Source organism: Methylobacterium sp. Leaf100, from assembly GCF_001422845.1.
Taxonomy (GTDB): Bacteria; Pseudomonadota; Alphaproteobacteria; order Rhizobiales; family Beijerinckiaceae; genus Methylobacterium.
In genome coordinates, this window is sequence record NZ_LMMW01000001.1 from 418620 (window position 1) to 441047 (window position 22428).

20 protein-coding genes are annotated in these 22428 nt (G+C 66.0%); 1 reads left to right on the forward strand and 19 read right to left on the reverse strand.

What is annotated here, in order from left to right; genetic code table 11:
* The 19 genes from proS to ASF25_RS02065 all read right to left on the reverse strand — a co-directional run bounded on the left by proS (position 1) and on the right by ASF25_RS02065 (position 20865).
* Positions 1-1326 carry a proline--tRNA ligase gene (gene proS, locus ASF25_RS01975; RefSeq protein ID WP_056166593.1) on the reverse strand — a complete coding sequence of 442 codons (1326 nt, stop codon included), beginning with the start codon at positions 1324-1326 and terminating at the stop codon, positions 1-3.
* A 403-nt stretch (positions 1327-1729) separates the two neighbouring features.
* Complete coding sequence (locus tag ASF25_RS01980) at positions 1730-2065, reverse strand: DUF1467 family protein (RefSeq protein WP_156368825.1); 336 nt, start codon at positions 2063-2065, stop codon at positions 1730-1732.
* A gap of 5 nt (positions 2066-2070) precedes the next feature.
* On the reverse strand, positions 2071-2475 hold the full coding sequence (mce, locus tag ASF25_RS01985; RefSeq protein ID WP_056166588.1) for a methylmalonyl-CoA epimerase: 405 nt from the start codon (positions 2473-2475) through the stop codon (positions 2071-2073).
* 69 nt (positions 2476-2544) lie between these two features.
* The gene (locus tag ASF25_RS01990; protein WP_056263531.1) at positions 2545-4218 is read right to left on the reverse strand and encodes a ribonuclease J; all 1674 of its coding nucleotides are present in this window, start codon (positions 4216-4218) and stop codon (positions 2545-2547) included.
* Positions 4219-4231: 13 nt separating this feature from the next.
* On the reverse strand, positions 4232-5011 hold the full coding sequence (locus ASF25_RS01995) for a biotin--[acetyl-CoA-carboxylase] ligase (protein WP_056302956.1): 780 nt from the start codon (positions 5009-5011) through the stop codon (positions 4232-4234).
* Positions 5012-5021: 10 nt separating this feature from the next.
* Positions 5022-6476 (reverse strand): NADH-quinone oxidoreductase subunit NuoN, encoded by a 1455-nt coding sequence (gene nuoN, locus ASF25_RS02000; RefSeq protein ID WP_056302958.1) that lies wholly within the window; start codon positions 6474-6476, stop codon positions 5022-5024.
* A gap of 13 nt (positions 6477-6489) precedes the next feature.
* The gene (locus ASF25_RS02005; RefSeq protein ID WP_056166576.1) at positions 6490-8010 is read right to left on the reverse strand and encodes an NADH-quinone oxidoreductase subunit M; all 1521 of its coding nucleotides are present in this window, start codon (positions 8008-8010) and stop codon (positions 6490-6492) included.
* Between the two features lie 32 nt (positions 8011-8042).
* On the reverse strand, positions 8043-10139 hold the full coding sequence (gene nuoL, locus ASF25_RS02010; protein ID WP_056302960.1) for an NADH-quinone oxidoreductase subunit L: 2097 nt from the start codon (positions 10137-10139) through the stop codon (positions 8043-8045).
* Positions 10140-10276: 137 nt separating this feature from the next.
* Complete coding sequence (gene nuoK / locus ASF25_RS02015; RefSeq protein ID WP_056089088.1) at positions 10277-10582, reverse strand: NADH-quinone oxidoreductase subunit NuoK; 306 nt, start codon at positions 10580-10582, stop codon at positions 10277-10279.
* A 25-nt stretch (positions 10583-10607) separates the two neighbouring features.
* Positions 10608-11228, reverse strand: coding sequence for an NADH-quinone oxidoreductase subunit J (locus ASF25_RS02020; protein ID WP_056166570.1), 621 nt, complete (start codon positions 11226-11228; stop codon positions 10608-10610).
* 144 nt (positions 11229-11372) lie between these two features.
* Positions 11373-11861: an NADH-quinone oxidoreductase subunit NuoI gene (gene nuoI / locus ASF25_RS02025; protein WP_056166568.1), complete on the reverse strand. Its 489-nt coding sequence runs from the start codon at positions 11859-11861 to the stop codon at positions 11373-11375.
* A gap of 25 nt (positions 11862-11886) precedes the next feature.
* Positions 11887-12909 carry an NADH-quinone oxidoreductase subunit NuoH gene (gene nuoH, locus ASF25_RS02030; RefSeq protein ID WP_056302962.1) on the reverse strand — a complete coding sequence of 341 codons (1023 nt, stop codon included), beginning with the start codon at positions 12907-12909 and terminating at the stop codon, positions 11887-11889.
* Positions 12910-12921: 12 nt separating this feature from the next.
* Positions 12922-15003: an NADH-quinone oxidoreductase subunit NuoG gene (nuoG, locus tag ASF25_RS02035; protein ID WP_056302964.1), complete on the reverse strand. Its 2082-nt coding sequence runs from the start codon at positions 15001-15003 to the stop codon at positions 12922-12924.
* A 578-nt stretch (positions 15004-15581) separates the two neighbouring features.
* Complete coding sequence (gene nuoF, locus ASF25_RS02040) at positions 15582-16883, reverse strand: NADH-quinone oxidoreductase subunit NuoF (RefSeq protein ID WP_056302967.1); 1302 nt, start codon at positions 16881-16883, stop codon at positions 15582-15584.
* A gap of 1 nt (position 16884) precedes the next feature.
* A complete protein-coding gene (nuoE, locus tag ASF25_RS02045; RefSeq protein WP_056302969.1) occupies positions 16885-17970 on the reverse strand; it encodes an NADH-quinone oxidoreductase subunit NuoE in 1086 nt (361 codons plus the stop codon).
* Between the two features lie 22 nt (positions 17971-17992).
* Positions 17993-19183: an NADH-quinone oxidoreductase subunit D gene (locus ASF25_RS02050; protein ID WP_056166553.1), complete on the reverse strand. Its 1191-nt coding sequence runs from the start codon at positions 19181-19183 to the stop codon at positions 17993-17995.
* A gap of 16 nt (positions 19184-19199) precedes the next feature.
* Complete coding sequence (locus tag ASF25_RS02055; RefSeq protein ID WP_056166550.1) at positions 19200-19847, reverse strand: NADH-quinone oxidoreductase subunit C; 648 nt, start codon at positions 19845-19847, stop codon at positions 19200-19202.
* 7 nt (positions 19848-19854) lie between these two features.
* Positions 19855-20442, reverse strand: coding sequence for an NADH-quinone oxidoreductase subunit B (locus ASF25_RS02060; protein WP_056166548.1), 588 nt, complete (start codon positions 20440-20442; stop codon positions 19855-19857).
* Between the two features lie 57 nt (positions 20443-20499).
* Positions 20500-20865 carry an NADH-quinone oxidoreductase subunit A gene (locus tag ASF25_RS02065; RefSeq protein ID WP_056089121.1) on the reverse strand — a complete coding sequence of 122 codons (366 nt, stop codon included), beginning with the start codon at positions 20863-20865 and terminating at the stop codon, positions 20500-20502.
* 365 nt (positions 20866-21230) lie between these two features.
* Here ASF25_RS02065 and ASF25_RS02070 point away from each other — a divergent pair, with 365 nt between their 5' ends.
* A complete protein-coding gene (locus tag ASF25_RS02070; protein ID WP_056166546.1) occupies positions 21231-22364 on the forward strand; it encodes a glycosyltransferase family 4 protein in 1134 nt (377 codons plus the stop codon).
* Positions 22365-22428 lie beyond the last annotated feature (64 nt).

Sequence of the window (22428 nt, forward strand, 5' to 3'; positions counted from 1 at the left end):
TCAGACCCGCTTCAGGCGGGAGAGGAGATCGATGGGCGCGATGGTCTCGCGCTCGCCGCCGGCCCGACGCTTGATCTCGACCTTGCCCTCGGCGAGACCGCGCGGCCCGACGATGACCTGCCAGGGCAGGCCGATGAGGTCGGCCGTGGCGAACTTGGCGCCCGGACGCTCGTCGCGGTCGTCGTACAGCACCGTGAGGCCGGCGGCCTCCAGGGTGCCCTGGATCTCCGTGCAGGCCGCGTCGGTGGCCGCGTCTCCGGTCTTGAGGTTGATGAGCGCCACGTCGAAGGGCGCTACCGAGTCCGGCCAGACGATGCCGGCCTCGTCGTGGGAGGCCTCGATGATGGCGGCCACGAGCCGGCTCGGGCCGATGCCATAGGAACCCATATGAACCGGGCGCTCGACCCCGTCGGGACCGGTGACCCTGGCGCCCATGGGCTCGGAATACTTGGTGCCGAAGTAGAAGATGTGCCCGACCTCGATGCCGCGCGCGGCCATCTGGTTGTCCTGCGACACCTCCGCGAAGGCAGCCGGCTCGTGCATCTCGCTGGTGGCGGCGTAGTGCGAGGTCCAGCGGTCGACGGTGCCCTGGAGGCCGGCGACATCCTCGAAGTCCGTGGTGACCGGCGGAGTCTCGAAGTCGAGGTACTGGCGGTCGCAGAACACCTCGCTCTCGCCCGTCTGCGCCAGGATGATGAACTCGTGGCTGAGGTCGCCGCCGATGGGCCCGGTATCGGCCCGCATGGGGATCGCCTTCAGCCCGAGGCCCGCGAAGGTGCGCAGGTACGCCACGAACATGCGGTTGTAGGCGTGGCGCGCCGCCGCCTGGTCGATATCGAACGAGTAGGCATCCTTCATCAGGAACTCGCGCGAACGCATGGTGCCGAAGCGGGGCCGCACCTCGTCGCGGAACTTCCACGAGATCTGGTAGAGATTCTTCGGCAGGTCCTTGTAGGATTTCACGCTCCCGCGAAAAATCTCGGTGACGACCTCCTCGGCGGTGGGGCCGAACAGCATCTCGCGGTCGTGACGGTCGGAGATGCGAAGCATCTCCTTGCCGTAGGCTTCGTAGCGCCCGGATTCCTTCCAGAGGTCCGCCGACTGGATGGACGGCATCAGGAGCTCGATGGCGCCCGCCCGGTCCTGCTCTTCGCGGATCACGGCGCAGACGCGGTTGAGCACCCGCAGGCCCAGCGGCAGCCAGGCGTAGATGCCCGCGGATTCCTGGCGCACGAGGCCGGCCCGCAGCATCAGCCGGTGCGAGACGATCTCGGCCTCCTTGGGCGTCTCGCGCAAGGTGGGGAGGAAATAGCGGGAGAGACGCATGGAAGGCCCTGGACCAGCGTGCCCCGATGTCAGGCACGCCGGGGCACACAACACATTGCACCGGGAAAATACAAGCGCAGCCGGGCGACACCGCAGGCCGCTGTGATCCCCGCCGGTGGCCGCCTCGGTGCGGCGGATAACAGTTTGGTGCGTTTCCGGTAGAAAAACGCCGAACTCCATCCCCGGAGACGTGACAATGGGAATTCTTATTCCTATAAGCGCCCGGTGCTGGTCGCAAAGCCCTCGAGTGGCCGCGACGTGCCCGAGTCTTGGGAGGAAAAATCAGCCGCCACGCCGTCAAGATGCGTGAGATAAATAGGCTGCGCCATCGACCGTCTTTTCAAAAGCAAGGCTCAGGCCTTGCTTTTTTTATGCCCGCCTTCCGGACGCGCCGCCGATGCGACTACAGCCCGGCCAGCTCGAAGACCGGGATCGCGATCAGGAACACCACGCTGGCGAGCAGTGTGGTCCAGAGCGCCTTCTCGCGCAGGCGCGGGGAGGCTGGAGCGCCGGGATCCTGGCCCGGCACGACCCGGGCCGGATCGGTCTCCGCCTGGTTTCGGATCGGCAGGATCGCGAACAACAGCGTCCACCACACGACGAAGTAGAGTGCGAAGGCGCCGATCACCGTCAGCTTGAACTGGCTCACCGCCACGACGACCACGAGGCCGACGACCAGCAGCATAGCCGCCAGCGTCCGCAAGGTCGAGGCGGCGACGGCGTTGAGAACGGCGCCCATGCGGGTCAGACCTGCTCCAGCTCGACGAGGGTCCCGAGGAAGTCCTTGGGGTGGAGAAACAGCACCGGCTTGCCATGGGCGCCGATCTTGGGCTCGCCGGTGCCGAGCACGCGGGCGCCCTGTGCCTTGAGCTTGTCGCGGGCCGCCAGGATGTCGTCGACCTCGTAGCAGACGTGGTGGACGCCGCCGTTCGGATTGCGCTCGACGAAGCCCTCGATGGGCGAGCCCTCGCCCAGGGGGGCCATGAGCTCGACCTTGCTGTTGGGCAGGTTGACGAACACGACCGTGACGCCGTGCTCGGGCTGCGGCAGCGGCTCGGTGACCGTGGCGCCGAGGGTATCGCGATAGATGGCGCAAGCGGCATCGAGATCGCGCACGGCGATGGCGACGTGGTTGAGGCGTCCAATCATGTTTGCTCCCTCCGTGATGATTCCGCTGGCGCGCCCCTCTCTCCGCGCGGGGAGAGAGGGGCGTGAGGCTCAGACTTCGACCACCTGGACGTGGCAGGCGGGCTTCTTGCCCCAGACTTCGTTGACGCCCGAGCGGATCGCCCGGTCGACGGCCTTCTCGACGGCCTCGGCGTCCTTACGCTTGGCCTTCGACAGACCGCCGAGGGTTCGGGAGACGCACTCGATCACCACGTCCAGCATGGGCTGACCGGTCCGACCGCGATTGGGCAGGCCGATGATGTCGATGGCGGGTTCGCCCAGGACTTCGCCCTGTTCGTCGATGGCGATGGCGACGGAGACGAGGCCGGCCTGCGCCAGCTTGCGCCGCTCGGGAATCGCCCGGTCCTTGGCGTCGATGAGGATGTTGCCATCCTTGAACAGGCGGCCGGCCTTGACGTGATCGACGATCTCCGGCGTGCCGGGCGCGAGGCGCACGACGCTGCCGTTGCGGGCCTTGACGATGTTCGGCACGCCCTGGGCCCGTGCGAATCGCGCGTGCTCGTCGAGGTGCAGGGCCTCGCCGTGGACGGGGATCGCCGTCTGCGGCCGGGTCCAGGCGTACATCTCGGCCATCTCGTCGCGCCGGGGATGGCCCGAGACGTGGACAAGCTTGGTTCGGTCGGTGACCACCTCGATACCGGCGTTGATGAGATCGTTGATGATCGCACCCACGGCCCGCTCGTTGCCCGGGATCGCACGGGAGGAGAAGATCACCCGATCGCCGGCGGCCAGGGTCACGTCGGGATGGTCGTCGCGCGAGACACGGGCCAGGGCCGCGCGCTCTTCGCCCTGCGAACCCGTGAGCAGGCACACCACCTTGTCGCGTGGGAGATACCCATAGGCGTCGGCCGAGCGGAACTCGGGCAGGCCGTCGAGGAAGCCGCATTCGCGGGCGACGCCGATGACCCGATCCATGGCACGACCGACGGCCACGACCTCGCGGCCGCAAGCCTGAGCGGCCTCGGCGACGGCCCGCATCCGGGCGACGTTGGACGCGAAGGTGGTGACCGCGACGCGGTGGGGCGCTTCCGAGATCAGCTCGCGCAGGGTGGCGGCGACCTCGGCCTCGCTCGGGGAGCGCCCCTCGCGCACCACGTTGGTCGAATCGCTGATCATGGCGAGGATGCCCTCGTCGCCCAACGCCCGGAACGTCGCCTCGGAGGTGACGTCGCCGAGGATCGGGGTCGGGTCGAGCTTCCAGTCGCCGGTGTGGAGCAGCAGGCCGTGGGGCGTGCGGATGGCCACCGCGTTCGACTCGGGGATCGAGTGCGAGACGGGGATGTACTCGATGTCGAAGGGGCCGAGCTGGACGCGGCGTCCAGCCTGGATCTCCTTGAGCACCACCTTCGGAGCACCCGGCTCGCTGAGGCGACGGGCCTCCAGAAGGTTCTTGGCGAAGCGCGTGGCGTAGACCGGAGCCTTGAGCTTGGGCCACAGCTCACCGATGGCGCCGATATGGTCCTCGTGCGCATGGGTGATGAAGATCCCGAGGAGATCGTCCTTGCGCTCCTCGATGAAGCTCAGGTCCGGGAACATCAGGTCGATGCCGGGAAAGCCCTCTTCCCCGGCAAAGCCCATGCCGCAATCGACCATGATCCATTTGCGGCGCTTGGCCGGCCCGAAGCCGTACAACGCCGCGTTCATGCCGATCTCGCCCACGCCGCCGAGCGGCACGAAGACGAGTTCGTCTTGCCCTGTCGTCATTTTCACTTGAACCTCAAGCCGCCGTCGCGGCCGTACCCAGATGCACCTCGCCCGCCGTCACGGTCCGTCGCGTTCCATCCTCCGATCGGACAACGAGCCGCCCGGCCCCGTCGATCGTCTCGAAAATTCCGTCCACGCGGGTGTCGCCGGTCCGAACGGTCACCCTCGCGCCGAGTCCGGCAGCGTCGGCGATCCAGCGTTCGCGGATTTCTGAGAATCCCCGGCCACGATCCCATACTCGCGCGGCGTCGACGATCCCATCCGTCAGTTCGACGAACAGATCCTCGGCGCGCGTGGCGTACCGCATCTGCCTGAGGCACGTAGCCGGATAAGGCAAGCCCTCCGGTGCCGCAGCGACGTTGACGCCGAAGCCCATGACCACGCAGCGGCGCCCACCAGGGAGCGTCTCGGCTTCGAGGAGGAGGCCGGCGAGCTTGGCCCCGGAGGCCAGGATGTCGTTGGGCCATTTCAAGGCGATGCTGCCAACGCCGGCTTGGCGAAAGGCTGCCATCAGCCCGACGCCGGCGACGAAACCCAGGGTCGGCACCACAGCTGGATCGACGTCCTGCACCGGCCAGAGCACACTGGCGGTGAGGTTGCCGGGCAAGGAGGCCCAGTTGTTTCCGCGCCGGCCGCGCCCTGCGGTCTGGCGATGGGCGACCACCCAGAGGGGGCCGGCCTCGCCGTCGCGCGCCCGCTCCAAGGCCTCGGTGTTGGTGGAGCCGAGGCAGTCGTGAACGTGCAGCCGGTGTCCGGCCGCCCGCGCCAGGGCTCCGAGGTGGTAGCCGCTCAAGGCTCGCGCCTCAGGACCCGGCGAACAGCGACTTCGCGGCCGCCCCCGCGGCCCCCACGAGGGGCGCCGGCAGCAGCACGAACAGGATCACCACGGCGCTGGAGAGGCCGAGCACGATGCGCAGGCCGGGCGCCATGGGATCGTAGGGTGCCAACGGCTCATCGAAGTACATCACCTTGACGAGGCGGAGATAATAGAACGCCCCGACCACGCTGGTGACGACGCCGATGATGGCGAGCGCAACGAGGTTGGCCTCGATGGCCGCAGCGAAGACGTAGAACTTCGCGAAGAACCCGGCGAGCGGCGGAATCCCCGCGAGGGAGAACATCATCGCGGCGAGACAGAAGGCCAGAACCGGGTGGGTGCGCGACAGGCCGGACAGGTCGTCGACCGTCTCGAACATCTGTCCACCCCGGCGGAGCGACAGGATCACGGCGAAGGCGCCCAGCGTCATGGCGAGGTAGATGATCATGTAGATCACCACGCCGCTGATGCCCGCCTGCGAACTCGCCGCCAGGCCGACGAGGGCGTAGCCGACGTTGCCGATGGAGGAATACGCCATCAGCCGCTTGATGGAGCGCTGTCCGATGGCGGCGAACGAACCGAGCGCCATGGAGGCGATGGCGACGAACACGATGATCTGCTGCCAGACCGCCGTGACGTCCGGGAAGGCGCCGATGAAGATCCGCACGGTCATGGCCATGGCGGCCATCTTCGGGGCCGAGGCGAAGAACGCGGTGACGGGCGTCGGCGAGCCCTCGTAGACGTCCGGCGTCCACATGTGGAACGGCACGGCCGCGAGCTTGAACGCGACGCCGGCGGCCACGAACACGATGCCGAGCACGAGGCCGAAGCCGACGGTGGTGTCGTTCAGAGCCGCGACGATGCCGGGGAACGAAACCGTGCCGGTGAAGCCGTAGACCAGGGACGCGCCGTAGAGCAGCATGCCCGACGAGAGCGCGCCGAGGACGAAGTACTTCAGGCCGGCTTCGGTGGATTTCAGGTTGTCGCGGTGGAAGGCCGCGATGACGTAGGCCGCGAGCGACTGCAGTTCGAGGCCGAGATAGAGCGAGATCAGGTCGTTGGCCGACGCCATGACCATCATGCCGAGGGTGCAGAGTACGATGAGGATCGGAAACTCGAACCGATCGATGCGCTCGCGCTGGAAGTAGTCGCGCGACAGCAGGATCGAGGCGGCGGAGCCCAGCAGGATCAGGGCCTTCATCACCTTCGAGAAGCCGTCGACGATGAACGAGCCGTTGAGGGTCGTCACCTTGGTGCCCGGCTGGGACATGACCACGAACAGGGCCAGGACCAGCAGCAGCAGGGCGCCGACATTGACACCCTCGGCCGAGCGCTCGCCCCGGAACGACCCGTAGAGGACGAGGACGAGGACGCCGACGCCGAGGATCAATTCCGGCAGGGCGGGCCAGAGCGCGGGCAGGACGGATTGGGCGACGGTCATCGGATCGAAGCTTTCAGCGCGCGACGGGCGGGAGGGCGGCCGCCGTCTGCGTGTTCGAGAGCGCGGTCTTCATGCTCTGCATCAAGGCCTCCGTCGAGGGGGCGAAGGTGTCGAGGATGGGGGCCGGATGGACCCCGTAATAGATCGTCAGGGCGACGAGCGGCGCGATGATGATCTTCTCACGCAGATCGAGATCGAAAATCCCCTGGAGGTTGGGCTTCTCGAGCTTGCCGTAGATCACCCGGGCGTAGAGCCACAGGGCGTAGCCCGCCGACAGGATGATGCCGAACACCGAGAAGAACGCCACCGTGGGGTTGGCCTTGAAGGCGCCCATCATGGCGAGGAACTCTCCGACGAAGCCCGAGGTGCCGGGGAGGCCGACGTTGGCCATGGTGAACACCATCATGGCCGCCGCGTAGAGGGGCATGCGCTTCACGAGGCCGCCATAGGCGGCGATCTCGCGGGTGTGCATCCGGTCGTAGACCACGCCGACGCAGAGAAAGAGCGCGCCCGAGACGATGCCGTGGGAGATCATCAGGAACAGGGCGCCCTGGATACCCTGCTCGTTGAGGGTGAACAGCCCGAGGGTGACGAAGCCCATATGCGCCACGGACGAGTAGGCGATGAGCTTCTTGATGTCCGTCTGCATCATCGCGATCAGCGACGTGAAGATGATCGCGACGACCGAGAGCGCGAACACCATCGGGGCGAAAGCGAGGGATGCGTCGGGGAACATCGGCAGGGAGATGCGGATGAAGCCGTAGCCGCCCATCTTGAGCAGGATGCCCGCCAGGATCACCGAGCCGGCGGTTGGCGCCTCCACGTGCGCGTCGGGCAGCCAGGTGTGGACCGGCCACATGGGCATCTTCACCGCGAAGGAGGCGAAGAAGGCGAGCCACAGCCAGGTCTGCATCCCCGTGGGGAAGCGGGTGTGCAGCAGGGTCGGGATGTCGGTGGTGCCGGCGTGCCAGTACATCGCCATGATGGCGAGCAGCATCAGCACGGACCCGAGCAGGGTGTAGAGGAAGAACTTGAAGCTGGCGTAGATGCGCCGCTTGCCGCCCCAGATGCCGATGATGAGGAACATCGGGATCAGGCCTGCCTCGAAGAACAGATAGAACAGCACCAGATCGAGGGCCTGGAACACCCCGATCATCGTCGTCTCGAGGACGAGGAAGGCGACGTAGTACTCCTTCACCCGCTTATCGATGGAGAGCCACGAGGCGCCGATGCAGAACGGCATCAGGAACGTGGTCAGCAGGATCAGCGGCATCGAGAAGCCGTCGACGCCGAGCTTGAACCGGATCGACTCGGTCAGCCACGCATGGGTCTCGATGAGCTGGAAGCTCGACGTGGTCGCGTCGAACCGGCTCCAGGCCACCAGGGACAGGAGGAAGGTGAGGAGCGTGGTGGCGAGGGCCGCCCAGCGGGCGTTGCGCTTCGAGGCCTCCGTGTCGTCCCCAAGGGTGAGGATGAAAGCCGCGCCGCACAGGGGCACGATCAGGAGGCCGGAGAGGATTCCGAGGCCGAACATCTAGCGGGCGCTCCCGTGCTTCTTCGCGACCATCAATGTGCGACCTTGGGCAGGCCGGTGAGCATGTACCAGCTGATGAAGCCGGCGACACCGACGAGCATGACGAAGGCGTAGTGGTAGACGTAGCCGGTCTGGAGCCGGACGACGCCGCGGGTGACGTCCATCACGCGGGTGGCGATCCCGTCGGGACCCATGCCGTCGATGACCCGGCCATCGCCCTCCTTCCAGAGGAACTTGCCGAAATCCTTGGCCGGTCGAACGAAGATCCGATCGTAGAGTTCGTCGAAGTACCACTTGTTGAGCAGGAACCGGTAAAGGCTCGGCTGCTGGGCGGCGAGCTGGCCGGGCAGTTCGGGCCGGCGAATGTACATCCAGAACGCCAGGACGAAACCGATGAGCATCATGATGGCGGGCGAGTAGGCCACCAGGGCTGGCACCGAGTGGATGTCGTGCATGATGTGGTTGTCGGGACCGTGACCTAGGGAATGCCCCCAGAACTCGTTCATGCCCTCGCCGATGAAGCGGTTCTTGAAGATCAGGCCGGCGAACAGGGCACCGAAGGCAAGGATGCCGAGCGGGATCGTCATCACCAGCGGGCTTTCATGCGGCGTGTGCGCATGGTCGTGGTGCTCGATGGCGCTGTGCGAGGCGGGCTCCACGTCGTGGCCCTTGTCGTCGTGGGCGACACCCTCGTGGTGGCCCGGCGCCCCGTCGGCCTGAGCGGATGTCCCCGCATGCGCCACCGCGTGATGATCGCCGTGATGCGCGGCTCCGTGACCGGCCCAGCGCGCCGGTCCCTCGAAGGTCATGAAGAACAGGCGCCAGGAATAGAACGAGGTCATCAGGGCGGCGATGACGGTGGCGAAGAACGCCAGGGTGTGACCCGGCCGGGTCGAGGCGTAGGCCGCCTCGATGATGGCATCCTTGGAATAGTACCCTGCGGTGAACGGGAAGCCGATGAGCGCCAGCGTCCCGATGGTCATCATCGCGGTGGTGAACGGGATGTAGCGGCGGAGATTCCCCATGTTCCGCATGTCCTGCTCGTGGTGCATCGCGTGGATGACCGAGCCGGCGCCGAGGAACAGCAGCGCCTTGAAGAAGGCGTGGGTGAAGAGGTGGAACACGGCGGCCGAGTAGGCGCCGACGCCGAGCGCCACGAACATGTAGCCGAGCTGCGAGCAGGTCGAGTACGCGATCACCCGCTTGATGTCGTTCTGCACGAGGCCGACCGTGGCGGCGAAGAACGCCGTGATACCGCCGATCACCGTGACGACCACGAGGGCGTTCGGGGCCAGTTCAAAGATCGGCGACAGGCGCGCGACCATGAACACGCCGGCCGTCACCATGGTGGCGGCGTGGATGAGGGCGGAGACCGGCGTCGGCCCCTCCATGGCGTCGGGCAGCCAGGTGTGGAGCAGGAACTGCGCCGACTTGCCCATGGCCCCCATGAACAGGAGCAGGCAGGCGAGGGTCCAGGCACTCCAGTCGTAGCCGAGGAAGTGGAAGGTCGCGTCCTTGATCTCGGGCGCCCGGGCGAAGATGCCGTCGAAGGCGACGGAGCCCGTGAGGACGAACACGAGGAAGATGCCGAGCGAGAAGCCGAAATCGCCGACGCGGTTGACGATGAAGGCCTTCATGGCGGCGGCATTGGCCGAGGGCTTCTCGTACCAGAATCCGATGAGGAGGTAGGAGGCGAGGCCGACGCCCTCCCAGCCGAAGAACATCTGCACGAGGTTGTCGGCCGTCACCAGCATGAGCATGGCGAAGGTGAAGAGCGACAGGTAGGCGAAGAAGCGCGGCCGATGCGGGTCCTCGGCCATGTAGCCGATGGAGTAGAGGTGCACGAGGGTCGAGACCGAGGTGACCACCACCAGCATGACGGCCGTGAGGGTGTCGATCCGGAAGGCCCAGTCGACCACGAGGTCGCCGGCAGTGAACCACGTCGCGACCTGAACGCGCGTGGCATGTTCCGTCCCCGGGATCTCGAGAAACACACCCCAGGAGAGCAATGCCGAGAAAGCGAGAAGCCCGGTGGTGATGGCTTCGCACACTTTGGGGCCGAGCTGACGGCCGAACAGGCCGGCCAGGAGGGCGCCGATGAGCGGGAAGAAGACGATCGCGTGATACATCGCTGGCTTGTCCGGCCTCCTGGGTCGTGGCTAGTCCCGCGCTACGCGCGGAGCCTCGCGAACGAGCCCTGTCTTCGTGTCACCGCCCGCGGCCCGTTTGAGCCCCGTTCGATCGGGTCTGGATCTGATCGGCGTGCTCAACCCTTCATCATGTTCACGTCCTCGACCGCGATGGAGCCGCGGTTGCGGAAGAACACGACGAGGATGGCGAGTCCGATGGCTGCCTCGGCCGCCGCCACGGTGAGCACGAACAGGGCGAAGACCTGACCGGTGATGTCGTTCAGATGGGTCGAGAACGCCACGAGGTTGATGTTCACCGCGAGGAGGATGAGCTCCACGGACATCAGGATGACGATGACGTTCTTGCGGTTGATGAAGATCCCGAGCACCCCGAGGGTGAACAGGATCGCCGCGACGGTGAGGTAGTGGCTCAGGCCGATCATCGGATGGGTCTCCCGGAATCCGCCATCAGACTTCCACGCCCTGGCGCGAGGGCACCTTGCGGGTCTCCACCGCATCGGCCTGCGTGCGGGCGTTCTGCACGGAGATGTTCTGGCGCTTGACGCCGGGCCGGTCGCGCAGGGTGAGCACGATGGCACCGATCATCGCCGTCAGGAGGATCATGCCGGCGAGCTGGAAGTAGAAGACGTAATCGGTGTAGAGCACCCGACCGAGGGCCTGGGTGTTGGTGACGCCCTCGGTGCTGGCGAGCGGCCCCAGGGGCGCCTGCAGCAGATCGGGATCGATGCTCCAGGAGCCGACGACGAGGATCAGCTCGATCAGGAAGATCGCCCCGATGAGCGCGCCGATGGGCAGGTAGCGCTGAAAGCCCTGTCGCAGCTGGGCGAAGTCCACGTCGAGCATCATCACGACGAACAGGAACAGCACCGCGACGGCACCGACATAAACCACGACGAGGATCATCGCGAGGAACTCGGCGCCCATCATGACGAAGAGGCCGGCGGCGTTCACGAAGGCGAGGATGAGGTACAGCACCGAGGCGACGGGATTGCGCGAGGCGATCACCATGAAGCCCGAAGCGACGGTCACGCCGGCGAACAGGTAGAAGAAGGCTGCGGCTGCACTCATGCGATTGTGGAGATCAGCCGTCCCGAAGACAGCCCCTTCTGCCGTTGATTCGTCCATGGCCCGTGCAAGCCGCTCGCAGGGCCAGGACAGGCCGCCCGTCTATAGAACCCGGCCCTGCGGTGCACAACCGCGGAGCCGCCGGCTTTACCGGTAAGGCGCGTCCACGGCGAGGTTGCGCGCGATCTCGCGCTCCCAGCGGTCGCCGTTCAGGAGGAGCTTGTCCTTGTCGTAGAGCAGCTCCTCGCGGGTCTCCACGGAGAATTCGAGGTTCGGCCCCTCGACGATGGCATCCACCGGGCACGCCTCCTGACACATGCCGCAATAGATGCACTTCACCATGTCGATGTCGTAGCGCGTGGTGCGGCGGGTGCCATCGTTGCGGCGCGGGCCGGCCTCGATGGTGATGGCCTGGGCCGGACAGATCGCCTCGCACAGCTTGCAGGCGATGCAGCGCTCCTCGCCGTTGGGATACCGGCGCAGGGCGTGCTCGCCCCGGAAGCGCGGCCCCCGGTGCCCCATCTCGAAGGGGTAGTTGATGGTGGCCTTCGGCTTGAAGAAGTAGCGCATGGCGAGGGCGAACCCCGTCACGAACTCCCTGAGCAGAAGGCCCTTGGCGACCTGATCGAGCTTCATGGCTCGGATCTCCCGTTGGATGATGTCAGGCGCCCGGCGCGAGGCCGGTCAGCTTGAGCACGAAGGCGACGACGACGACCGAGACGAGCGAGAGGGGAAGGAACACCTTCCACCCGAGCCGCATGAGCTGATCGTAGCGGTAGCGGGGCACCATGGCCTTCACCATGGCGATCATGAAGAACAGGAAGCTGGCCTTCAGGGCGAACCAGATCAGGCCCGGCACCCAGGTGAAGGGCGCGAACGGGATCGGCGAGAGCCAACCGCCGAGGAACAGCACCGTGCCGAGCGCGCACATGGTCATGATCGCCACGTACTCGCCGAGCATGAACAGCAGGTACGGCGTTGAGGAATACTCGACCATGTAGCCGGCCACGAGCTCCGATTCGGCTTCCGGCAGATCGAAGGGCGGGCGATTGGTCTCGGCCAAAGCCGAGATGAAGAACACGATGAACATCGGGAACAGCCACAGCCAGTACCAGCCGAGGACGCCGAGCGACGTGTCCTGCGCCATGACGATGCGCGAGAGGTTGAGCGAGCCGGCGCAGAGCAGCACACAGATGATGACGAAGCCGAGAGACACCTCGTAGGAGATCATCTGCGCCGCCGAGCGCAGCGCGCCCAGGAATGCATATTTCGAGTTCGAGGCCCAGCCGCCCATGAGCACGCCGTAGACGCCGAGCGACGAGATGGCGAAGATGTAGGTGATGCCGACATTGAGGTCGGCCAGCGCCCAGCCCTCGGCCAAGGGAATCACCGCCCAGGCGGCGAGCGCCAGAGTCGCGAACACCAGCGGCGCCAGCAGGAACAGGCCCTTGTTGGCGCCGGCCGGAATGACCGGCTCCTTCAGGACGAACTTGAGTAGATCGGCGAAGGACTGGAACAGGCCCCATGGGCCGACCACGTTGGGGCCGCGCCGCAACTGCACCGCCGCCCAGATTTTGCGGTCGGCGAGCAGCGCGTAGGCGATGAAGACGAGAAGCAACGCCAGAAGCACGAAGCTCTTGAAGGCCATGAGCAGCACGGCGCCGAGGATTTCCCAGAAGGTCATCGGAGAAAATCCCTATTCGGCGGCTTCGAGGCCGCGCACGCGGGCGAGGCTCGAACATTCGGCGAGCACCTGCGAGGCGCGGGAGATCGCGTTGGTGAGGTAGAAGTCCGGTACCGCCGGCGCGAAAGCCGTGCGGTCGGGCGTACCGCCGAGGCCGGCCAGGGCATCGACCGCCGCCACGGCGTCGCTCAGCGCCACCGTATCGAGGGCGGCGAGGTGCGGATACGCCCCGTAGAGCGTCCGGCGCAGGGCACCCAGCGAATCGAACGGCAGGCGCTGGCCGAGCACGTCGGACAGTGCCCTCAGGATCGCCCAATCCTCGCGCGCGTCGCCGGGCGGGAAGCCGGCGCGGTTGGTCATCTGCACACGGCCTTCGAGGTTGACGTAGGTCGCGCTCTTCTCGGTGTAGGCCGCCCCCGGCAGAACCACATCGGCGCGGGTGGCGCCGCGGTCGCCGTGGGTGCCCTGGTAGACCACGAAGGCACCGGGGCCGACCTCGACCTCGTCGGCGCCGAGATTGAACAGTACGTCGAGGGCACCGCCCTGAATCATTGCCGCGAGGTCGAGCCCGCCCTCCCCCGGCACGAAGCCGAGATCAAGGGCGCCGACGCGGGCGGCGGCCGTATGAAGCACACCGAAGCCGTTCCAGTCCGGCGTCACGGCGCCGATGTCCTTGGCGAGCGCCGCAGCGGCGGCAAGGATCGCCGCGCCGTCCGGCCGCGACAGGGCGCCCATGCCGACCACGACCAGGGGCCGGTTCGCGGCCTTCAGCACCTCGGCGAAACTGTGCCGTCCGGAGGCGACCTCCGCCAGGGTCTCCGGCCCGGCGCCCAGATAGGTGTGCGGATAAGTCAGGTCCACCGCTTCGCCGATGAGGCCAACGGCGAGCGGCGCCATGCGCCAGCGCTTACGGATGCGAACGTTGAGGAGGGAGGCTTCGAGACGAGGGTTCGTCCCGACCAGGAGGATGGCATCGGCGTCTTCGATGCCCGGGATCGTCGTACCCAAGGTGTAGGCGGCCCGGCCCCAGGCCGGATCGAGCGTCTCGCCGGCCTGCCGGCTGTCGAGGTTGGTCACGCCGAGGGCGGTCATCAGGCTCTTGAGCGCGAAGATCTCCTCGACGCCCGCGAGATCGCCCACGATGGCGCCGATGCGCTTGGCGTCCGTACCCTTCACCCTAGCGGCAATGGCCGCGAAGGCCTCGCCCCAGGAGGCCGGGCGCAGGCGGCCGTTCTCGCGGACGTAGGGCCGGTCGAGGCGCTGCATGCGCAGGCCGTCGACGGCATGGCGGGTCTTGTCCGAGATCCACTCTTCGTTGACCGCCTCGTTGATGCGCGGCTCGATCTGCATGACCTCGCGGCCCTTGGCGTCGACCCGGATGGCGCAGCCCACCGCGTCCATCACGTCGATGGACTCGGTCTTCGACAGCTCCCAGGGGCGAACCTCGTAGCTCTGCGGCTTGTGGACCAGCGCGCCCACGGGGCACAGGTCGGCGACGTTGCCCTGCAGTTCCGAGCCCATGGCGGATTCGAGGTAGCTCGTGATCTCCATGTCCTCGCCGCGCCCGATGGCGCCGAGATCCGGCACACCGGCGACTTCGGCGAGGAAGCGGATGCAGCGGGTGCAGTGGATGCAGCGGTTCATGGCCGTGCGGACCAGCGGACCGATGTACTTCTCTTCCACCGCGCGCTTGTTCTCGCCGTAGCGGGTCGAGTCGACGCCGTAGGCCATCGCCTGATCCTGCAGGTCGCAATGGCCGCCCTGGTCACAGATCGGGCAATCGAGGGGGTGGTTGATGAGGAGGAACTCCATCACCCCCTCGCGGGCCTTCTTGGTCGTGCCCGACCGCGTCAGCACCTCAGGCGGCTCGCCGTTGGGTCCGGGCCGGCAATCCTTCACCGCGTAGGCGCAGGAGGCCACGGGCTTCGGCGCACCCTTGAGCTCGACGAGACACATTCGGCAATTGCCCGCGATGGACAGCCGCTCGTGGAAGCAGAAGCGCGGAATCTCCGCACCCGCGACCTCGCACGCCTGGAGCAGCGTGTAATCGGCCGGGACGTCGACCTCGATGCCGTCGACACGTACCTTAGTCACTGCGACCCCCAACCCTCAAGCTGCCTGAAGTATCTTCGGAAGAAACTGAATATTGATTCCTCATGATGAACGCCCAGAACTCGAAATCGTGCTCTCAAGCTCTTGAAATGGTACAGCGTCAGGAACGCACTTGGTACTATAAGATTTCAAAAACTGAAATTTTGAGGACAGAACATCACCATACTGACGTACATATGCATTTAGGACTACGTCTCGATCAATAACCAGCGGACTACTATTTTTGACCGAAAAACTTACGCAATATACGTCCGTATCCTTGCTTCCAAAAAAACCTTCATCCGCGAGCGGTCCAAATATCTTAGCATTCTCAATTTTATTCGATCCAATCAAACCGCTTGACGTGCGAAAATCTTCCGAGAGCCGTTTTGCAATAAATCTTCTGACTTCTCCCGTTGATGCCGACAGCCTACTAACGGTTGAGATCCCCTTTTGAGCGATAGGGTTCCCCGGCTTTTCGACACGCGTGACACTCGAAGAGCCACATGCGCCGAGAGAAATGATTAGGCCTGCAACTAAGAAATTTGCAGCGAATGAGTATCGCATACTAGTCATCAAAATTACTCCGCCGCCATGGGCACCGGATCCGAATGCGGATTGGCGCTGTAGCGGTCGATGCGCTTCTCGATCTCCGGCCGGAAATGCCGGATCAGACCCTGGATCGGCCAAGCGGCGGCATCGCCGAGCGCGCAGATGGTGTGTCCCTCGATCTGCTTCGTGACGTCGAGGAGCATGTCGATCTCGCGGCGCTGGGCTCGGCCCTCGGCCATGCGCAGCATCACCCGCCACATCCAGCCGGTGCCCTCGCGACACGGCGTGCACTGGCCGCAGGACTCGTGCTTGTAGAAGTAGGCGATGCGGGCGATGGCCGAGACGATATCGGTGGAGCGGTCCAGCACGATGACCGCCGCCGTGCCGAGACCGGAGCCGAGGTTCTTCAGGGTGTCGAAGTCCATCTTGGCGTCGATGATCTGCTCGGCCGGTACCAGGGGCACCGAGGAGCCGCCGGGAATCGAGCACAGCAGGTTGTCCCAGCCGCCGCGCATGCCGCCGCAATGCTTGTCGATGAGTTCGCGGAAGGTGATCCCGAGTTCTTCCTCGACGTTGCAGGGCTTGTTGACGTGGCCCGAGACGCAGAACAGCTTGGTGCCGGTGTTGTTCTTGCCACCGAGTCCAGCGAACCACGCCCCGCCCCGACGCAGAATGGTGCCGGCCACCGCGATGGACTCGACGTTGTTCACCGTCGTCGGGCAGCCGTAGAGGCCCATATTGGCCGGGAACGGCGGCTTCAGGCGCGGCATGCCCTTCTTGCCTTCGAGGCTCTCGAGCAGCGCCGTCTCTTCGCCGCAGATGTAGGCGCCCGCACCGTGGTGGACGTAGATGTCGAACGGGTAACCGTGGATGTTGTCCTGGCCGACGAGGCGGGCGGCATAGGCCTCATCCACCGCCCGCTGAAGGGCGTGCTTCTCGGCGACGTATTCGCCACGGATGTAGATGTAGCAGGCATGCGCCGCCATCGCGAACGAGGCCAGCAAGCAACCCTCGATGAGAAGATGCGGATCGTGCCGCATGATCTCCCGGTCCTTGCAGGTGCCGGGCTCCGACTCGTCGGCGTTGACGACGAGGTAGTGCGGGCGCCCATCCGACTTCTTCGGCATGAACGACCACTTGAGGCCAGTGGGGAAGCCGGCGCCGCCGCGCCCGCGCAGGCCCGACTGCTTCATCTCCTCGATGATCCAGTCGCGGCCCATCTCGAGCAGGAACTTGGTGCCGTCCCAGGCGCCCCGCTTTTTGGCCTCGTCGAGACCCGGCGAATGCAGGCCGTAGAGGTTGGTGAAGATGCGATCCTGATCGGAGAGCATGCTAGTTCCCCTCGCTCTTCGGAGCCGGGCGCTTGTCCCCGGACGTCTCGGCCGGAGCCGTCTTCGGCCCGTCCGTGCTCACGCCTTCGCTCGTCCCCGACGCCTCGGGCTGGGGTGGCGGCTCATCCCGCGGCAAGTCGGACTGCCTGCCGGCCTCGGCGCCGGCCGCCTCGGCTCGCGCGATGGACTCGGCCGGCGTCGGTGCCGGTTTGCCCGGCCGGGCCGTGGATTCGGCGGGGTCGGCCGCCTCGGCTTCGTCGCCGGACTTCACCGGCTTCTCCCCGGACGCCGAGCGCTGGGCCGGCGCATCGGTGGACCGGCCCTCGACGGCGCGTCCGGCATCCGGACGGGCGGGCTTCGGATCAGCGGCGGCGCGCTGCTCGGAGGAAGCCGCCTCGGCCTTGCCCGAGGGCTCGCTGCTCTCCTCGGCCTTCTTGTCCTCGAAGCGCTGACGCCAGGCGCCGACCCGCGAGCCGTCGAACAGGGTCGCGTCCACGAGGGTATCGGCCCCACCCTTGGGCTCGGACGAGGTCCGTCCGACCTGCGAGCCGATCTTCACAGGGCGGCCAGCGGCCAGGTCGTCCATGAGCGCGCCTAGCAGGTCGGGCGTCAGGTCCTCGTAGTAATCCTGGTTGATCTGCGCCATCGGCGCGTTGCAGCAGGCGCCGAGGCACTCGACCTCGAGCCAGGAGAAGTTGCCGTCGGCGCTGACATGGCCCGGCGCGCCGAGGCGGGCCTGGAGGTAATCCTTCAACTCGCGCGCCCCACAGGAATCGCACGGCACGGTCCCGCAGAGCTGGATCCAGAACCGGCCCACCGGCTCCAGGGCGAACATCGTGTAGAAGGTCGCGACTTCGAGCACGCGGATATGCGGCATGCCGAGTTCATCGGCCACCGATTCAATGGCGGCGCGCGGCAACCAGCCGCCATTCTGCTCCTGCGCCTTCCACAGCAGCGGGATCACCGCCGAAGCCTGACGGCCCTCGGGGTACTTCTCGATTTGGCCCTTGGCCCATTCGGCGTTTTCCGACGAGAACGCGAAGCTTTGGGGCTGCTCGGCGGCGGGGGCGAGTCTGCGGTTAGCCATCAGTTCGAAACCTTGCGTCCCATCACCGGTCCACCTCGCCGAACACGATGTCGAGCGTGCCGAGCACGCAAGATACGTCGGCCAGCATGTGGCCGCGGCACATCCAGTCCATGGCCTGGAGATGGGCGAAGCCCGGAGCGCGGATCTTGCAGCGGTAGGGCTTGTTGGTGCCGTCGGCGACGAGATAGACGCCGAACTCGCCCTTGGGCGCCTCGACGGCCGCGTAGACTTCGCCGGCCGGGACGTGGAAGCCCTCGGTGTAGAGCTTGAAGTGGTGGATCAGCGCTTCCATCGAGCGCTTCATCTCGCGGCGGGGTGGCGGCGCGAACTTGCCGTCGGTCGCCGCGATGGGGCCCTGCCCGGCGGGCTCGCGCAGCTTCACGCAGCATTGCCGCATGATCTTCGCCGATTCGCGCATCTCCTCCATGCGGATGACCTGGCGATCGTAGGTGTCGCCGTTCTTCCCCACGGGGATGTCGAACTCCATCTCCTCGTAGCACTCGTAGGGCTGAGACTTGCGCAGGTCCCACGGGATGCCCGAGCCGCGCACCATCACGCCCGAGAAGCCCCAGGCCATGGCCTCGTCCACGGTGACGATGCCGATGTCGACGTTGCGCTGCTTGAAGATGCGGTTGCCCATGACGAGGTTGTCGAGGTCGTCGACCACCTGAAGGAACGGATCGATGAACGCTTCGATGTCGTCGATGAGGGCGGGCGGCAGGTCCTGATGGACGCCGCCGGGCCGGAAGTAGTTTGCGTGGAGGCGAGCGCCAGACGCGCGCTCATAGAAGATCATCAGCTTCTCGCGCTCCTCGAAGCCCCAGAGCGGCGGCGTGAGGGCGCCGACGTCCATCGCCTGCGTGGTGACGTTGAGGAGGTGAGAGAGGATGCGGCCGATCTCGCAGAACAGCACCCGGATGAGTTGCGCCCGGCGCGGCACCTGAAGCCCGAGCAGCTTCTCGATGCCGAGGCAGAAGGCGTGCTCCTGGTTCATGGGCGAGACGTAGTCGAGCCGGTCGAAATACGGCGTCGCCTGCAGGTAGGTCTTGTGCTCGATGAGCTTCTCGGTGCCGCGATGCAGCAGGCCGATATGCGGATCGACACGCTCCACGATCTCGCCGTCGAGTTCGAGCACGAGGCGCAGCACGCCGTGCGCCGCCGGGTGCTGCGGCCCGAAATTGATCGCGAAATTGCGGATGTTGTGCTCGGTCATGGCCTCGCTCCGCCGCTCAAGCCGATTTCTTCTCGTCGCCCGGGAGCACGTACTCGGTGCCCTCCCACGGCGAGAGGAAGTCGAAGTTCCGGAATTCCTGCGTCAGCTTCACCGGCTCGTAGACCACGCGGGCTTCATCCTGGTCGTAGCGGACCTCGACGAAGCCCGTGAGCGGGAAATCCTTGCGCAGGGGGTGCCCCTCGAACCCATAATCGGTCAGCAGCCGGCGCAGATCCGGGTGGCCCGAGAACAGGATGCCGTAGAGGTCGTAGGTCTCCCGCTCGAACCAGTTGGCCGCCGGGAACACGTCGATGACGGATGGGACCGAGGTCTGCTCGTCGGTCTGCACCTTGACCCGGATGCGGGCGTTATGGCGCAGGGACAGCAGGTGGTAGACCACGTCGAACCGCTTGGCGCGGCTCGGATAATCCGCACCGCAGATGTCGATGAAGCAACGGAAGGCGCAGGCGGGATCGTCGCGCAGGTAGGTCAGCGCGTAGACGATGTCGCTCGCCTGCACCTCGAGGGTCAGCTCGCCGAACGCGATGGTCCGGGCGACCACGGCCGGGCCGAGGGCGGCGCCGACATGGTCGCTGAGCGCCTGAAGCGCATCCGCGCCCGAAGCGGCGGCGGTGTGCGCGCGGATGGTGATGCCGTTGCTCATCAGCCCCTCAGCGCTCGATGGTGCCGGTGCGGCGGATCTTCTTCTGCAGAAGCAGCACACCGTAGAGAAGCGCCTCGGCGGTCGGCGGACAGCCTGGCACGTAGATGTCGACGGGCACTACACGGTCGCAACCGCGCACCACCGAGTACGAATAGTGGTAATATCCACCACCATTGGCGCACGACCCCATGGAGATGACGTAGCGCGGCTCGGGCATCTGGTCGTAGACCTTGCGCAGAGCGGGTGCCATCTTGTTGGTGAGCGTGCCGGCGACGATCATCACGTCGGACTGGCGCGGAGAGCCGCGCGGGGCGAAGCCGAAGCGCTCGCAATCGTAGCGCGGCATCGACATCTGCATCATCTCGACGGCGCAGCAGGCGAGCCCGAACGTCATCCACATCAGCGAGCCCGTCCGGGCCCAGTTGATGAGGTCGTCCGTCGAGGTGATGAGGAAGCCGCGGTCGGCGAGTTCGCTGCTGATCGACAGGAATGTCGGATCGTCCGCGCCGATGGGGCGCCCGGTGTTGGGATCGATGATCCCCTTGGGAGCCGGTGCGATCGCCGGGGCGCGGGAGAGGTCGGGGCTGAAGGCCATCGGTTTCTCGGGATCAGGCTTCGGACGGTTCGGCGACGCGACGACGATTCGTGGGCGCTAGTCCCACTCAAGGGCGCCCTTGCGCCACTCGTAGACGAAGCCGACGGTCAGAACGCCGAGGAAGGCCATCATCGACCACATGCCGAACCATCCGAGTTCACCGAAGGTGATCGCCCACGGGAACAGGAATGCGACTTCGAGATCGAAGATGATGAACAGGATGGCCACGAGGTAGAAGCGCACATCGAACTTCATGCGCGCATCGTCGAAAGCGTTGAAGCCGCACTCGTAGGCCGAGAGCTTCTCCGGATCGGGACTGTTGTAGGCGACGAGGAAGGGCGCCACCAGCAGGGCTGCCGCGATGAACAGCGACACGCCGATGAAGACGATGAGGGGCAGGTAATCCGCCATCAGGCCGGTCATGCGGGACCTCTCGTGTGCGCCGAAGGCCGTACTGCCCCGGGAGCGTCCCGCCGGATGGAATTGCTCCAATGCCAGACTGCGCTGGCCGGAGGCTTAGACGACCCCCGGAGGTGAAACAAGGGCGGCTCGCATTGCACAAATTCGCACATGTCACCGAGGTAGGACTACGGGACGAACCGGCAACATGACCGATCCGCACAGCCCCCCGCGCCCGGGATTGCGGGGACATCCATGCGGCATCGCAAAACAGCGATGGCGCCGGGGCTCCCGGAGGAACCATAACCTTGGCCGTGGGTTTCATTCATGTCCCACTCAGGCCGGATCGCGTTAGGTCGGCGCATATTCGACCTCACAGGAGACGCTTCGTGCGCATTGCCCAGATTGCTCCGCTCTCGGAGGCGGTCCCCCCGAAGTTCTACGGCGGCACCGAGCGCGTCGTATCCTGGATCACGGAAGAGCTCGTCCGTCAGGGTCACGACGTGACGCTGTTCGCCAGTGGTGATTCGGAGACCTCGGCCAAGCTCGCGGCGTGCACGCCGGAAGGCCTGCGCCTCCTTGGCTACCGCGACCACACGGCGAGCCATCTCGCCATGCTGCATCACGTCCACAAGCGCGCCCACGAGTTCGATGTGCTGCACTTCCACATCGACCTCCTGCAATATCCGATGTTCGAGGATCTGAACCACAAGTGCATCACCACGATGCACGGCCGCCTCGACGTGCCGGACTTCATGCCGGTCTACCGTACCTTCACGGGCATGCCCCTGGTGTCGATCTCCGACAATCAGCGCGAGCCGATGCCGAAGAACGTGAACTGGGCGTCCACCATCCACCATGGCCTGCCGGCCCAGAACTGCCCGTTCTACCCCGAGGCCAAGGGCGGTTATCTCGCCTTTCTCGGTCGCATTTCCCCCGAGAAGCGCCCCGACCGCGCCATCGAGATGGCGATCCGCTCCGGCGTGAAACTGAAGATCGCCGCGAAGGTCGACAAGGCCGACCAGGATTATTGGGACGAGGTCATCGAGCCGATGATCCACCACCCGCTCGTCGAGTTCATCGGTGAGATCAACGAGGAACAGAAGAAGGATTTTCTCGGCAACGCCCTGGCCCTGGCCTTCCCCATCGACTGGCCGGAGCCTTTCGGCCTGGTGATGATCGAAGCGATGTCGGCCGGCACCCCGGTCATCGCGTTCCGCAACGGCTCCGTGCCGGAGGTGATCGCCGACGGTATCTCGGGCGTGCTGTGCGACTCGATGGACGATGCCGTTGCGGCCGTCGACACGGTCAAGACCATGAGCCGAGCCGGCGTGCGCCGCCACTTCGAGACGCAGTTCACCGCCGAGTGCATGGTCCGCAAGTACGTCGCCGCCTACGAGAGCCTGCTCGCCCATCAGGCCGACGTGATCAAGATGCCCCACGCGGCGGCCTTCTCGCCCCGCTACGGCGATCTCAACGGCTCGTCCCTGCCGTCGATCTCGGTGGCCGCCATGCCGGCCTGAGGCGGACCCGGCATCGGGCTTGCAGAGCCTTTTTTCCGGGTTGGCGTCGCACGATTGCCGCACT

Bases quoted from the DNA above. Each gene is read 5' to 3' on its own strand.
- proS (WP_056166593.1), bottom strand. From the start codon at position 1,326: ATGCGTCTCTCCCGCTATTTCCTCCCCACCTTGCGCGAGACGCCCAAG.
- ASF25_RS01980 (WP_156368825.1), bottom strand. From the start codon at position 2,065: ATGGGCGCCGTTCTCAACGCCGTCGCCGCCTCGACCTTGCGGACGCTG.
- mce (WP_056166588.1), bottom strand. From the start codon at position 2,475: ATGATTGGACGCCTCAACCACGTCGCCATCGCCGTGCGCGATCTCGAT.
- ASF25_RS01990 (WP_056263531.1), bottom strand. From the start codon at position 4,218: ATGACGACAGGGCAAGACGAACTCGTCTTCGTGCCGCTCGGCGGCGTG.
- nuoN (WP_056302958.1), bottom strand. From the start codon at position 6,476: ATGACCGTCGCCCAATCCGTCCTGCCCGCGCTCTGGCCCGCCCTGCCG.
- ASF25_RS02005 (WP_056166576.1), bottom strand. From the start codon at position 8,010: ATGTTCGGCCTCGGAATCCTCTCCGGCCTCCTGATCGTGCCCCTGTGC.
- nuoL (WP_056302960.1), bottom strand. From the start codon at position 10,139: ATGTATCACGCGATCGTCTTCTTCCCGCTCATCGGCGCCCTCCTGGCC.
- nuoK (WP_056089088.1), bottom strand. From the start codon at position 10,582: ATGATCGGCCTGAGCCACTACCTCACCGTCGCGGCGATCCTGTTCACC.
- ASF25_RS02020 (WP_056166570.1), bottom strand. From the start codon at position 11,228: ATGAGTGCAGCCGCAGCCTTCTTCTACCTGTTCGCCGGCGTGACCGTC.
- nuoI (WP_056166568.1), bottom strand. From the start codon at position 11,861: ATGAAGCTCGATCAGGTCGCCAAGGGCCTTCTGCTCAGGGAGTTCGTG.
- nuoH (WP_056302962.1), bottom strand. From the start codon at position 12,909: ATGACCTTCTGGGAAATCCTCGGCGCCGTGCTGCTCATGGCCTTCAAG.
- nuoF (WP_056302967.1), bottom strand. From the start codon at position 16,883: ATGCTCTCCGATCAGGATCGCATCTTCACCAACCTCTACGGCCTGCAT.
- nuoE (WP_056302969.1), bottom strand. From the start codon at position 17,970: ATGGCTAACCGCAGACTCGCCCCCGCCGCCGAGCAGCCCCAAAGCTTC.
- ASF25_RS02050 (WP_056166553.1), bottom strand. From the start codon at position 19,183: ATGACCGAGCACAACATCCGCAATTTCGCGATCAATTTCGGGCCGCAG.
- ASF25_RS02055 (WP_056166550.1), bottom strand. From the start codon at position 19,847: ATGAGCAACGGCATCACCATCCGCGCGCACACCGCCGCCGCTTCGGGC.
- ASF25_RS02060 (WP_056166548.1), bottom strand. From the start codon at position 20,442: ATGGCCTTCAGCCCCGACCTCTCCCGCGCCCCGGCGATCGCACCGGCT.
- ASF25_RS02065 (WP_056089121.1), bottom strand. From the start codon at position 20,865: ATGACCGGCCTGATGGCGGATTACCTGCCCCTCATCGTCTTCATCGGC.